We start from the raw sequence: 13,016 nt of genomic DNA, 5'->3' as shown, positions 1-13,016 counted from the left end.
AAACGGCGTCCGCGAGTACGCCTTCACCGAAGCCTTCACCTCGGCAGCGAACTCCTCGTGCTTCCACGGACGGCGGCCGAAACCCACCAACGCGAAACTCGGCGGCAGCAGCCCCCGGTTCGCGAGGTCATACACGGCCGGCATGAGCTTCTTACGGGCAAGGTCACCGGTCACTCCGAAGAGCACCAACGACGACGGACCGGCAATCCGGTTCAGGCGGCGATCGCGGGGATCCCGGAGCGGATTACGCCCTGGTCGTCCGGAACGCGTCGCGGAATTCCTGCCGTTTTCAGTTTCTGGCATGTCTGCTGTTGAGCCTTAGTTTTCGGTGACGGAAGCTGACCGGGCTGCGAGTGCTGCAATGATCTCCTGCAGCTGTGCAACTCCGGCGGCGCGGTCGGTCAGGTGCAGTCGCAGGACAGGGCGGCCATGGCCGGCCAGGACCTGGGCGTCGCCCGCGGCCTGGGCGGAAATCAGTTCCCCGAACGTGAACGGACGGTCCGGGATGGCCAGGTCTTCCGCAGGAGAGGCCGTGACCTGGAGGAACACTCCGATGGCGGGTCCGCCCTTGTGGAACTGCCCGGTGGAGTGGAGGAACCGCGGGCCCCATCCAAACGTGACGGGACGGCCGCTGACGCCGGCAAGCGGGTCGCGGATGCCTTCCAGCTCTGTGAAGGCCAGCCGGTCAAAGTAGGCATGGACGCTGAGGTAGCTGTCGTCGTCGAGCGTTCCAAGGAGGGCGCCGATGGCTTCCTCCGCCGTGGCTGCCCCACGGAGCCAGTCACCGCCGCGGACTTCGATGGCGCCGTCCACGAAGGCGGCAGGGGTCGGTTCGGGCTGGGCGTCCAGCAGGCCGCGGGCGGCAACCTTGGCGGCCTCCACGTCCGGCTGGTCATACGGGTTGATGCCCAGGAGGCGTCCGGCCACGGCAGTGGCGAACTCCCACACCATCATCTGGGTGGCCAGGCCGCCCGCGATGGCTACCTCATTGTCACCGAGTTCGACGTCGGCATCCGCGGCTACCAGCCGCACCACCAGGACGTCGGCGGCGCCGGAGGTGACCTCCGGCGACGTGGGACCGGCAACCACCGGCAGGACACCGGTACCGAGCTTGCCCGTGGATTCGGCGATGAGCTGTTCGGCCCAGTCCGCGAAGCCCACAATGCCTGAGCCGTCCTCGGCGATGACAATCTTGTTGCGCAGCGGGTTGGTTCCGCCCAGGGCTGTCCCGAGGGCCAGGCCGATGTTCTCGGCGGCGTCCTCGTTCAGGATCTCGGCGGCTTCCTCGGCCTCATCCAGGAAGGCCTGGATATCCACACCGGCCAGGCCCGAGGGGACCAGCCCGAATGCGGTGAGGGCCGAGTAGCGGCCGCCCACATTCGGATCGGCGTTGAAGACGGCGCGGTAGCCGGCCTCACGCGATGCCTTATCCAGCGGGGAACCGGGATCGGTGACGATGATGATCCGGCTCTTCGCATCGATGCCGGCCTCGGTGAAGGCGTGCTCGAAGATCCGGCGCTGGGAGTCGGTCTCCAGGGTTGAACCGGACTTGGACGAAACCACAATCGCGGTTTCGGCCAGCCGGTCTGCGAGGGCAGCACGGACCTGGTCGGGGTCGGTGCTGTCCAGCACTGTCAGCTCGACGCCAGCGGTGCCGGCGATGACCTCGGGAGCCAGCGAAGATCCGCCCATGCCGCAAAGCACGATGCGGGTCACGCCGTCAGCCTTGAGGGCATCACGGAGCTCGAGGATGCCGGCCACGAGGGCCTGGGAGACGGTGGGCGCCTCCACCCAACCGAGGCGGACAGCGGACTCGGCCTCGGCGTCGGGACCCCACAGGGTGTGGTCCTTGGCGAAGATCCGGGTGGCGATGCGGTCCGCCACGAGGGCGGGCAGGTGCTGCTCGAGTGCCTGCTGCGCGGCACCGGTGGCGTCGTAGCTGAGAGTGCTCATAGTGGGTTAGGAGGCCTTCCGTGCAGCGGCAAGGGCACCTTCGACGTCGCCCAGGAGTTCCTTCCAGCTGGCCACGAACTTGTCCAGGCCTTCGGATTCGAGGAGGGCGACAACCTCGTTGTAGGAGATGCCCAGCGCGTCCAGCGCGTCCAGCGTGGCGTTGGCCTCGGTGTACGTGCCGGAGACGGTGTCGCCGGTGACGACGCCGTGGTCGAACGTGGCATCCAGGGTCTTCTCCGGCATGGTGTTCACGACGCCGTGCGCGGCCAGTTCGGTCACGTACAGGGTGTCCGGGTAGGCCGGGTCCTTGACGCCGGTGGAGGCCCACAGCGGACGCTGGGGGAGCGCGCCGGCTTCAGCCAGAAGTGCCCAGCGCTCGGTGGCGAAGAGCTCCTCGTAGACCTGGTAGGCCAGGCGTGCGTTGGCCACGCCTGCCTTGCCTTTGAGTGCCTTGGCCTCGTCGGTGCCGATGGCGTCAAGGCGCTTGTCGATTTCGGAGTCCACGCGGGACACGAAGAACGACGCGACCGAGTGGATCTTGGACAGGTCGTGGCCGTTGTCCTTGGCCTGCTCCAGGCCGGACTGGAAGGCATTGATGACGGCGCGGTAGCGCTCGAGCGAGAAGATCAGGGTCACGTTGACGCTGATGCCCTCGGCCAGCGTCGCGGTGATCGCTTCGAGGCCTTCAAGGGTTGCCGGGATCTTGATGTGGACGTTGTCCTTGTTGACCTTCTTGTACAGGTGCTTGGCTTCGGCAATGGTGCCGGCCGTGTCCCAGGCAAGGCGCGGGTCAACTTCGATGGACACGCGGCCGTCAACACCGTTGGTGGCTGCTGCCACCGGTGCGAAGAGGTCGCAGGCGTCGGCGACGTCGGTGGTGGTGATTTCGAAGATGGTCTCCTCGACGCTGGCGCCGGCTGCTGCCTGCGCCGCGATGATGGCGTCGTAGTCCGTGCCGGCCGTGATGGCGGCGTGGAAGATGGACGGGTTGGTGGTCACACCAACAACGTTCTTCTCTTCGATCAGCTTCTGCAGCGTGCCGGTCTCAAGGCGGCTGCGGGAAAGGTCATCGAGCCAGATGGATACTCCGGCGTCGGAGAGCTGCTGTGTAGGGGTAGTCATGGTGATATCTCCTAAAATCTGGTTCAGGCCTGCAGGCCAGCGAGGGAGTCCTTGGCAGCGGCGGCGACAGCCACCGCGGTGATGCCGAACTCCTGGAAAAGGCGCTTGTAGTCGGCGGAAGCGCCATAGTGCTCGAGCGAGATGGAACGTCCGGCGTCGCCGACGAATTCCCTCCAGCCCAGGGCCAGCCCGGCCTCGACGGAGACCCGGGCCTTGACGGCAGCGGGGAGCACGGACTCGCGGTAAGCGGCGTCCTGCTTGTTGAACCACTCCACGCACGGCATGGAGACAACGCGGGCAGCGATGCCTTCAGCCTGGAGGGCTTCGCGGGCCTGGACGGCCAGCTGGACCTCGGAGCCGGTGCCGATCAGGATCACGTCGGCGGGGACGGTGGCGCCGTCCTTGGAAGCTTCAGCCAGGACGTAGCCGCCCTTGGCGACGCCGGAAACGGAACCGAACGTGTCGCCGTCGGCTTCGCTTTCACCACGGGCATAGGTGGGGATGTTCTGGCGGGTCAGGACAATGCCGGCAGGGTTCTCGTGGTTCTCCAGCATGGTCTTCCATGCCACCGCGACCTCGTTGGCGTCGCCAGGGCGCACCACGTCCAGGCCCACGATGGCGCGTAGGGAAGCGAGCTGTTCCACCGGCTGGTGGGTGGGGCCGTCTTCGCCCAGGCCGATGGAGTCGTGCGTCCAGACATACAGGGACGGAACACCCATCAGGGCGCCGAGCCGGATGGCGGGCCGCTGGTAGTCGCTGAAGATCAGGAACGTGCCGGAGAACGCGCGGGTCCGCCCGTGCAGGGCGATGCCGTTCACGATCGATGCCGCGGCGTGCTCGCGGATGCCGAAGTGCAGGACCCGTCCGTAGGGGTTGCCGGACCAGGTATCGGTCTGCTTCGAGGCGGGCACGAACGACGGCGAGCCTTCGATGGTGGTGTTGTTGGACTCGGCGAGGTCGGCGGAGCCGCCCCAGAGTTCCGGCATGACTGGTCCGAGGGCGTTCAGGACCTTGCCGGAAGCGGCGCGGGTGGAGACGTCCTTGCCGGCCGGGAAGACCGGAAGCGCGGCGTCCAGGCCTGCGGGCAGTTCGCGGGCCTCGATGCGCTGCAGGAGTGCTGCGCCTTCGGGGTTGGCGGCCTGCCAGGCGTTGAAGGACTCTTCCCATTCCTTCTTGGCGGCGGCGCCGCGGTCCACGACAGAGCGGGCGTGGGCCAGGACTTCCTGGTCAACGTCGAAGGACTTGGCGGGGTCGAAGCCCAGGACAGACTTCAGGCCGGCGACTTCCTCTGCACCGAGAGCGGAACCGTGGATCTTGCCCGTGTTCTGCTTCTTGGGCGCCGGGTAGCCGATGATGGTGCGCAGCGAGATGATGGAGGGCTTGGACGTCTCGGCCTTGGCGGCGAGCAGTGCGGAGTAAAGCTCCTGCACATCCTCTTTGTATTCGCCGGTCTTGGTCCAGTCGACGCGCTGGGTGTGCCAGCCGTACGCCTCGTACCGCTTGAGGACATCCTCGGTGAACGAGATGTCGGTGTCGTCCTCGATGGAGATGTGGTTCTCATCATAGACAACTACAAGGTTGCCCAGTTCCTGGTGGCCGGCCAGCGAGGACGCCTCGGAGGTGACGCCTTCCTGCAGGTCCCCGTCGGAGGCGATAACCCAGATGGTGTGGTCGAAGGGGCTTTCGCCGGCCGCAGCATCGGCGTCGAACAGGCCGCGCATCCGGCGCTGGGAGTAGGCGAACCCGACCGACGAGGCCAGGCCCTGGCCCAGCGGCCCGGTGGTGATCTCCACACCGGCGGTGTGCTTGTACTCCGGGTGGCCCGGGGTCAGGGAATCCCAGGTGCGAAGCGCCTCAAGGTCCTTCAGTTCCAGGCCGTAGCCCGACAGGAACAGCTGGATGTAAAGGGTCAGCGACGTGTGGCCGGGAGACAGGATGAACCGGTCGCGTCCCAGCCAGTCCGGGTTGCGCGGATCGTGGCGCATCAGCTTCTGGAAGAGAAGGTAGGCGGCGGGCGCCAGGCTCATGGCCGTGCCCGGGTGGCCGTTACCGACCTTCTCGACGGCATCCGCAGCCAGAACGCGGATAGTGTCCACCGCGCGCTGGTCCAAGCTGGTCCATGACAGTTCTTGCTCTTCCAAATGTGGCACGAAAACCGGGCCCCTCTCTGTGCTGATGGTGGGCGGTACACGGGATCCGTTTCGGGGCACGCTATGGTGCCCGCTGCGGTGTGTACCAGCCGTTCACCATCGAAACGTTGATCTATCATTCAGCAGGGCTATGGGAACGCGTTATCCAACGCTTTTCTGCCGCTTGCTGATCTGGTGACAGCTTAGCTCGATTCCACTCTGCGGTCAGCGCAAATCTCACCTTTTGGACGCAATTTCCCCTTATGTGAATCGCCATTTCGTGAGGTTGAGTTAATCTGCTCGAATCACCCTGCGCGCAATCATCAGGGCCTAATCCGGGGGCATCTGTTAGAAATGCGCACGGTATGATATTTGGAGGCCGACGCCGGTAGCCGAGCCCTTTCGGGGCGGCGGCACACCCGGGGCGTTGCCGGGACCTCTTCTGATGACCATCGGCGGGCTGCCCGGCGAACGGCCGCAAGACACAGCTGCACCGCCAGACAGAACTGCCAACCAGAACGGGTGACTGCCACCGTGAGCACAACAGATACGCCGCTTAATGCTTCCCGCACCAGAGGGGGAGCCGGGTTCGCCCGTAAGGCCAAGGCGTATTTCGCCCTCACCAAGCCGCGTGTCATTGAGTTGCTGCTGGTCAGCACCTTGCCCACCATGATCTACGCCGAGCGCGGCTTCCCGCCGATCGGCCTGATCCTGGCCACGCTGGTCGGCGGCGCGTTTGCCGCCGGCAGTGCCGGTGCCTTCAACTGCTACCTTGACCGCGACATCGACAAACTGATGCACCGGACTGAGAACCGTCCGCTCGTCACCGGCGAGGTGACCCCGCGTGAGGCGCTGGTGTTCTCCTGGCTGCTCGGAGCAGCCGCCATCGTTATTCTCTGGTTCGGCGCCAACCCGCTGGCCGCGTGGCTCGGGTTGGCCGCAATTTTCTTCTATGTAGTCATCTACACCATCATCCTCAAGCGCCGCACCGCACAGAACATTGTGTGGGGTGGAGCTGCGGGCTGCTTCCCGGTGCTGATTGCATGGGCCGCCGTGACCAATACCGTCGAATGGCCGGCCGTCATCCTGTTTATGGTCATCTTCCTCTGGACGCCGCCGCACTACTGGCCGCTTTCGATGCGTTACGGCGAGGACTACCGCAACGCCAACGTGCCCATGCTTGGGGCAATTGCCGGCGCCAAGGTGGTTTCCGTCCAGGTGGTCCTCTACGCCTGGGCCATGGTGGCCTGCTCGCTGCTGCTGGTCCCCGCCGGTGGCGCGGGCTGGGTCTACACGGCCACCGCAGTATTGGCGGGTGCATGGTTCCTTTACGAGTCGCACTCCCTCTACAACCGGGCGCAGCGCGAGGACATCTCGGACAAGCGCGCCATGAAGGTCTTCCACGGCTCCATCAGTTATCTGACGCTGCTGTTCATCGCATTGGCCGTGGATCCGTTCGTCGGATCAGCGATCATCGGTTAACAGACCCCCACCCAACGCTCTCTCAATTCCGAATTAATGTGGGTTTTTTACCGACCCTCTATCAGTACCTGCAGCTTTCTTAGCGACCCTCTCTCACCAACGGTGAAGGAGGGTCGCTTTTGTGTCTCCAGGAGGTAAGGGAAGATCCTACGAACCACCGCAGGGAATGAGAGAGGGTCTGCCCACTTCCTGCATTAAGTGAGAGAGCGTCCTTAAATGCGGGGTGCCACGGTTCATCGGGAATCGTGGCACTCCTGTTGGGCAAAAACAGTGGAGGTTACGTGACCGGGCTCGAGCGGGCGAGGTCGGCGGAGTTTGTTGCCGCGCTCATCAGCAGCGCGGCGCCGAGCATGTGGGCGCCCACCAGCAACGCGGGGATACCGTTGTAGTACTGGGTGAAGCCGATGACGGCCTGCAGCAGGGTCACGGCAAGCAGCAACAGGACGGACGTGCGGAACGGGCCCTGGATCCGGCGGACAATGACCAGCACCAGTGCGAACAGTGTGCCGGCCGTGATTAGGTACGCCGGAACGGCATGGATGTGGGAGAACAGGTCCCAGTCGAGGCCGTTGCGGGGAGCATCGGCGTCACCGGCGTGGGGACCGGAGCCGGTCACCACTACGCCGAGCATTACGGCGAGGGCGGAGAAAAGCCCGACGGCGGCAGTCACCGGACGCATGACGCCCGGCAATGCGGGGAGCTGGACGCCGGCATGGCGGCCCGTCCTGCCGTAGGCCCGGTTGACGAGCAGCGTGGCAATCACCACAAGGGCCATGGACACGAGGAAGTGCAGGCCCACCACCCACGGATTGAGGTTGGTCAGCACGGTGATGCCACCGATCACCGCCTGTGCCGGAATGCTGGCCAGCAGGCCCAGCGCCAGCAGGAAGAGGTCCCGGCGCTCCTTGCGAAGGTTCCACAAGTACACAAGCATGGCCAGCGCAACCGCCGCCAGGGCAAACGTCAGGAGCCGGTTGCCGAATTCGATGAAGCCGTGGATCCCCATTTCGGCAGTGTTAACCAAAGAGGTCTCGGTGCAGCGCGGCCAGGTGGGGCAGCCGAGGCCGGATGCAGTCAGCCGCACCGCGCCGCCGGTCACCACCAGCAGCGTCTGGCCCACCAGGGACGCCACCGCGAGGCGGCGGACACTGGTGTCCACGGTTCGGGGCAGCCTCGCGATAAGGCGGCCGGCGATCTGGGGGAGGCGTGAAGCCGTGCTCACGGATATCTCAATTCCACTTGAACCAACGGATGGCTGCTGCTCCGGCAAGAACCGTCCAGAGCAACAGGATAAGCGCGGCGCCGCCGTTCAACGAGCCGTGCAGGAAAGCTTCGCGCATGGCCTCGCCGAGTGCGCCGGAGGGCAGGTAGTGGACCGCTCCCTGCGCCAGCGCGGGCAGCCGTTCCGCGGGAATGACTATCCCTCCCAAGGCGCCCAGCAGGATCCACAGCAGATTGGTGATGGCGAGGGTTGCCTCGGGCCGGACCGTGCCTGCCACCAGGAGCCCCAGCGCGGTGAACGCCACGGCGCCCAGGGCCAGCAGTGACAGCCCGGGGAGCCAGCCGGAGGCAGGCGGCTGCCAGCCTAACGGAAGCGCCACCAGCGTCACCACTGCCACCTGGAGGCAGAGCACCGCCAGGACCGCCAGCACCTTACCCGCGATGAGGCCTTCGCGGCCCAGGGGTGTGGTGGACAGGAACCGGAGAACCCCGTACCGCCGGTCGAAGCCGGTGGCGATGCCCTGCCCGGTGAAGGCCGTGGACATGGCGCACAATGCCAGGATGCCGGGGACGGCCACATTGATGCGGCTGGCTCCGAAACCGTCCAGGAAAGGAGTGACGGTGAGCCCCACCAGCGCCAGAAGCGGCAGGACGACTGCAAGGATCAGCTGCTCGCCGTTCCGGAGCATCGTCAGTGATTCGTATTTACCCTGCAGCAGGATACGGCGCAGCAGCGTGGCCGGTGCCCCTTGGTCGGGGGTGGCTGCGGGAGCCGTCATCGGATGTCCTTTCCCGAGATGTCCAGGAAGACATCTTCCAGGCTTCGTGCCGCCAGGCTCATGGAACCGGGCATCACGCCGTGGGCTGCCCACCAGGCGGTCAACGACGCGAGATCGCGGGGTGTCAGCGCACCCGAGGCCACGTAGCTTCCGGCCCGTGTTTCAGAGACGGTGATGCCATCGGGCAGCACGCCGGTGAAATCCAGCCCCGGGGGAGCCTCGAACACCAGGGTGCGGACGTGGTCGGTGCCGGCCTCCACAGCCGGGTCCCGCTGCAGCAGCTGGGAAACTGTTCCCTCGGCGACGTTCCTGCCGGCGTCGATGATGTACACGTAGTCCGCCAGCCGCTGGGCGTCGTCCATCAGGTGTGTTGTCAGGATGATGCCCATCCCGGCCGCCCGCAGTTCCGAGATCAGCTCGAAGACCAGTTGCCGGGACTGGGGATCCAGGCCGGCGCTGGGCTCGTCCAGGAAAAGGACTTCCGGATTGCCGATCAGTGCTGCGGCGAGGGCCAGGCGCTGCTTCTGCCCACCGGAGAGTCTGCGCACGTTGGTCCTGGCGAAAGTATCAATGCCGAGCCGTTCCACCAGTTCGTCAACTGAGCGGGGCCGCGCGTACATTCCAGCGATGTGTCGCAGGAGCGGGATGGGACGGGCCGACGGCGGGAGGCCGCCGTCCTGAAGCATCACGCCTACGCGGGACCGCAGGTCAGCGCCCGAACGGCCCGGATCCTGGCCGAGCAGCGAGATGCTGCCGCCGCTGCGCTTCTGCAGGCCCTGGGCGCATTCGATGGTGGTGGTCTTTCCGGCTCCATTGGCGCCCAGGAGGGCCGTGACCTGGCCGCGTTCGGCCATAAGGGATACGCCGTTGACCACCCGGAGCATTTTTCCGTCCAGGCTGGCCAGCGGACCAACATCCTTAATTAACCCGCTGATGGACAGAACCGGGGATTCGGGGGATCGCACCCCAGCATTCTACGCGATGTAGTACTGGCGGCCCCGCAGTGGACCCCGGCCGCAGGTCAGCCTGACCTTACTAGTACGGGGGAGTAAATTACGACATGATTGTGTTGTGTATTCCATGACCACTGCTGCTGCTGTGCCGTTTGCCGGGCACCGAGCGCCGCGTACCGCCGCTGACCGCGGCCACGTGGCCGCTGTGCCGGTGGCGGACTCGGACGAGCGTACACGGGACCGGGTTCTTGGTGCCGTGCTTGAGCACGGCCCCATCAGCGCGGCGGAACTCGGCGACATGCTCGGTTTCACACCAGCCGCGGTCCGGAGGCATCTTGATCATCTGGCCCGCAGCGGGGATATTGAGGTCAAGCGCGTGGCCAAGGCCGGCGCCGGCGCGGGACGTCCCGCCCGCCGCTACGTCCTGAGCTCGCAGGGCCAGTCCACGCTTGGCAACGATTACCTCGACATCGCCACCCTCGCGCTCAAGCAGCTCCAGGCAGTAGCGGGCGACGACGCCGTCCGCGCGTTCGCCGTCGAACGTTTTGCCGACATGGAACGCCGGTACGCACCCGAGGTCGAACAGGCCGGGCCGGACATCACCGCCAGGGCGCAGGCACTGTCCGCGGCGCTGAGCCGGGATGGCTTCGTGGCGTCGGCCGCCTCGATCGAGGCCAAGGCCCCGCTGCCGGCAGCACTCTCCAGCGTCCAGCTGTGCCAGGGGCATTGCCCCATCCAGCAGCTCGCCGCCCAGTTCCCTGTCTTCTGCGATGTGGAGACCGATGTGTTCTCCCGGCTGGTAGGCGTTGACGTGCGCCGCCTCTCCACGCTGGCTCGCGGTGGACACGTCTGCACCACCCATATACCCACAGGCCGGCTGGCTGCAGGGGGACCCCGCGTCCCGCAGGCAGCCCCCGCCAGCCTGGATGAAGTAACCAACCATCAGCAAGAAAGGCCGTGATGACGGACCAACTATCAGAGAAAGCGGTAGCCGAAGACACTGTGATCTCGGAGATTCTGCAAAAGAATCCCGAGCTCCACGGCATCGGCACGTACGAGTACGGCTGGTCCGACAAGAACGACGCCGGCGCCAACGCCCGCCGCGGCATTAATGAAGAAGTCGTCCGCGACATCTCGGCCAAGAAGAGCGAGCCCCAATGGATGCTCGATCTCCGGCTCAAGGGCCTGAAGTACTTCGACCGCAAGCCCATGCCTACCTGGGGTGCAGACCTCTCCGGCATCGACTTCGACAACATCAAGTACTTCGTGCGGTCCACCGAGAAGCAGGCCACCAGCTGGGAGGACCTGCCCGATGACATTAAGAACACGTACGACAAGCTCGGCATCCCCGAGGCCGAAAAGCAGCGCCTGGTTTCCGGCGTCGCCGCCCAGTACGAGTCCGAGGTTGTCTACCACCAGCTGCGTGAGGACCTTGAAAAGCAGGGCGTCATCTTCCTGGACACCGACACCGCGCTGCGCGAACACCCGGAGATCTTCCAGGAGTACTTCGGCACCATCATTCCCGTGGGCGACAACAAGTTCGCGTCGCTGAACACGGCCGTCTGGTCCGGCGGTTCCTTTGTGTACGTCCCCAAGGGCGTCCACGTGGACATCCCGCTGCAGGCATACTTCCGCATCAACACGGAAAACATGGGCCAGTTCGAGCGCACCCTGATCATCGCCGACGAGGACTCCTACGTCCACTACATCGAAGGCTGCACCGCGCCGATCTACACCTCGGACTCGCTGCACTCCGCCGTGGTGGAAATCATCGTCAAAAAGGGCGCCCGCGTCCGCTACACCACCATCCAGAACTGGTCCACCAACGTGTACAACCTGGTGACCAAGCGTGCCATCTGCGAAGAAGGCGCCACCATGGAATGGGTTGACGGCAACATCGGCTCCAAGGTCACCATGAAGTACCCGGCCGTCTACCTGGTAGGCGAGCACGCCAAGGGCGAGACCCTGTCCATCGCCTTCGCCGGCGCCGGCCAGCACCAGGACACCGGCTCGAAGATGGTTCACATCGCGCCGAACACCAAGAGCTCCATCATCTCCAAGTCCGTGGCCCGTGGCGGCGGGCGTGCTGCCTACCGCGGCCTCGTCCAGGTCCGTGAAGGTGCCAAGCACTCGGCAAACACCGTCCGTTGCGACGCGCTGCTGGTGGACACCATCAGCCGCTCGGACACCTACCCGTACATCGACATCCGTGAGGATGACGTGGTGATGGGCCATGAAGCAACTGTTTCCCGGGTCAGTGAAGAGCAGCTCTTCTATCTGATGTCCCGCGGCATGCGCGAAGACGAGGCCATGGCGATGATCGTCCGTGGCTTCATCGAGCCCATCGCCCGCGAACTCCCGATGGAGTACGCACTTGAGCTGAACCGCCTGATTGAACTGCAGATGGAAGGGTCCGTCGGATAACGATGACTGAAATCACTACTGAAAAGGCCCGCATCGGCGCGCCCTCGGCCCAGCCGTTTATTAACGGTTTCACGGAAGAGGGCGAAAGCCTGTCTCCGATCAACGCGAACGGTTCCAAGGCCCCGCTGGCCGGCGAAGCGGTCAAGCGCCACTCGCACGGCGGCGGCGTCGGCATTCCGGACAGCTCACGCGCGGGCCGGCTGACCTCGTACAACCTGGCGGACTTCAAGCCGCTCACCGGGCTTGAGGAAGACTGGCGCTTTACCCCCCTCAAGCGCCTGCGTGGGCTGCACAGCGAGGTCCTGGCGGGAGCGGCTCCCACCGTCACCGTCAGCGGCCCGGAGCAGGTCACGGTTGAGTCCGTGGCACGCGGCGACAAGCGCATCGGTTCCGCCGGCATCCCGGAGGACCGCGTGTCCGCCAACGCCTGGGAAAACTTCAGCGAAGCCACCGTCCTCACCATCCCGGCCGAGTTTGAAGCCGACACCGAGGTCACCGTCGTGATCGAAGGCACCTCCACGGAGGCAGCCGCCCAGCACCTGGTGATCGTGGCGGAGAGGTTCTCCAAGGCCACTGTGGTCCTGAACCACCAGGGCTCGGCCGTGGTGTCCGAAAACATCGAAATCGTTGTTGAAGACGGCGCCAACCTCACGGTTGTCTCGCTCCAGGAATGGAACGACGACGCCGTCCACGCCTCCTCCCAGCAGGCAAAGATCGGCCGCGACGCCAAGTTCAAGCACGTGGTGGTCAGCCTCGGCGGGGACCTGGTCCGCGTCACGCCGTCGACCCGTTTTACCGCCCCCGGCGGCGAAGCGGAAATGTTCGGCCTTTACTTCGCCGACGCCGGCCAGCACCTGGAGCAGCGGCTCTTTGTTGACCATGCGGTGGCGAACTGCACCTCCAACGTGCTCTACAAGGGCGCGCTGCAGGGCCGTAACGCCCACGCTGTGTGG

The 13,016-nt window shown here is 65.4% G+C and carries 10 protein-coding genes and 1 pseudogene; 4 read left to right on the top strand and 7 right to left on the bottom strand.

All coding sequences use genetic code 11. From position 1 onward, the window contains the following. The 4 genes and pseudogenes from V6M49_RS15275 to tkt all read right to left on the bottom strand — a co-directional run. A pseudogene (locus V6M49_RS15275) lies at window positions 1–303 on the bottom strand (glucose-6-phosphate dehydrogenase); the annotation flags it as partial. A 15-nt stretch (window positions 304–318) separates the two neighbouring features. After that, window positions 319–1,953 (bottom strand): glucose-6-phosphate isomerase, encoded by a 1,635-nt coding sequence (locus V6M49_RS15270; protein WP_332761817.1) that lies wholly within the window; start codon window positions 1,951–1,953, stop codon window positions 319–321. A gap of 6 nt (window positions 1,954–1,959) precedes the next feature. Then, complete coding sequence (gene tal, locus V6M49_RS15265) at window positions 1,960–3,075, bottom strand: transaldolase (RefSeq protein WP_141140580.1); 1,116 nt, start codon at window positions 3,073–3,075, stop codon at window positions 1,960–1,962. A gap of 23 nt (window positions 3,076–3,098) precedes the next feature. Then, the gene (tkt, locus tag V6M49_RS15260) at window positions 3,099–5,216 is read right to left on the bottom strand and encodes a transketolase (protein ID WP_332761819.1); all 2,118 of its coding nucleotides are present in this window, start codon (window positions 5,214–5,216) and stop codon (window positions 3,099–3,101) included. Between the two features lie 510 nt (window positions 5,217–5,726). Between tkt and V6M49_RS15255 the strand changes: the two genes are divergently transcribed. Continuing rightward, window positions 5,727–6,686 carry a heme o synthase gene (locus V6M49_RS15255; protein ID WP_056339805.1) on the top strand — a complete coding sequence of 320 codons (960 nt, stop codon included), beginning with the start codon at window positions 5,727–5,729 and terminating at the stop codon, window positions 6,684–6,686. Between the two features lie 277 nt (window positions 6,687–6,963). Here V6M49_RS15255 and V6M49_RS15250 read toward each other — a convergent pair whose 3' ends face one another. From V6M49_RS15250 to V6M49_RS15240, 3 genes are read right to left on the bottom strand one after another with little or no spacing between them, the layout of a single operon-like run. Continuing rightward, a complete protein-coding gene (locus tag V6M49_RS15250; RefSeq protein WP_332761815.1) occupies window positions 6,964–7,908 on the bottom strand; it encodes a COX15/CtaA family protein in 945 nt (314 codons plus the stop codon). Window positions 7,909–7,915: 7 nt separating this feature from the next. Further along, on the bottom strand, window positions 7,916–8,686 hold the full coding sequence (locus tag V6M49_RS15245; RefSeq protein ID WP_141140582.1) for an ABC transporter permease: 771 nt from the start codon (window positions 8,684–8,686) through the stop codon (window positions 7,916–7,918). Then, the gene (locus V6M49_RS15240) at window positions 8,683–9,651 is read right to left on the bottom strand and encodes an ABC transporter ATP-binding protein (RefSeq protein WP_332761813.1); all 969 of its coding nucleotides are present in this window, start codon (window positions 9,649–9,651) and stop codon (window positions 8,683–8,685) included. The genes V6M49_RS15245 and V6M49_RS15240 overlap by 4 nt, the downstream gene beginning before the upstream one ends. 106 nt (window positions 9,652–9,757) lie before the next feature. Between V6M49_RS15240 and V6M49_RS15235 the strand changes: the two genes are divergently transcribed. The 3 genes from V6M49_RS15235 to V6M49_RS15225 form a co-directional block, all read left to right on the top strand. After that, window positions 9,758–10,600, top strand: coding sequence for a helix-turn-helix transcriptional regulator (locus V6M49_RS15235; protein WP_442959742.1), 843 nt, complete (start codon window positions 9,758–9,760; stop codon window positions 10,598–10,600). Next, a complete protein-coding gene (gene sufB, locus V6M49_RS15230) occupies window positions 10,600–12,063 on the top strand; it encodes a Fe-S cluster assembly protein SufB (RefSeq protein WP_141140584.1) in 1,464 nt (487 codons plus the stop codon). The genes V6M49_RS15235 and sufB overlap by 1 nt, the downstream gene beginning before the upstream one ends. A 2-nt stretch (window positions 12,064–12,065) precedes the next feature. Then, on the top strand, window positions 12,066–13,016 hold a 951-nt coding region (locus V6M49_RS15225), incomplete at its 3' end, for a SufB/SufD family protein (RefSeq protein ID WP_332761810.1).

It is taken from the genome of Pseudarthrobacter sp., from assembly GCF_036675385.1.
Taxonomy (GTDB): domain Bacteria; phylum Actinomycetota; class Actinomycetes; order Actinomycetales; family Micrococcaceae; genus Arthrobacter.
Note: the sequence above shows the minus strand (reverse complement) of the source record. Positions and strands in the feature narration are given on the sequence as shown.

Bases quoted from the DNA above. Each gene is read 5' to 3' on its own strand.
- V6M49_RS15245 (WP_141140582.1), bottom strand. From the start codon at position 8,686: ATGACGGCTCCCGCAGCCACCCCCGACCAAGGGGCACCGGCCACGCTG.
- V6M49_RS15270 (WP_332761817.1), bottom strand. From the start codon at position 1,953: ATGAGCACTCTCAGCTACGACGCCACCGGTGCCGCGCAGCAGGCACTC.
- tal (WP_141140580.1), bottom strand. From the start codon at position 3,075: ATGACTACCCCTACACAGCAGCTCTCCGACGCCGGAGTATCCATCTGG.
- sufB (WP_141140584.1), top strand. From the start codon at position 10,600: ATGACGGACCAACTATCAGAGAAAGCGGTAGCCGAAGACACTGTGATC.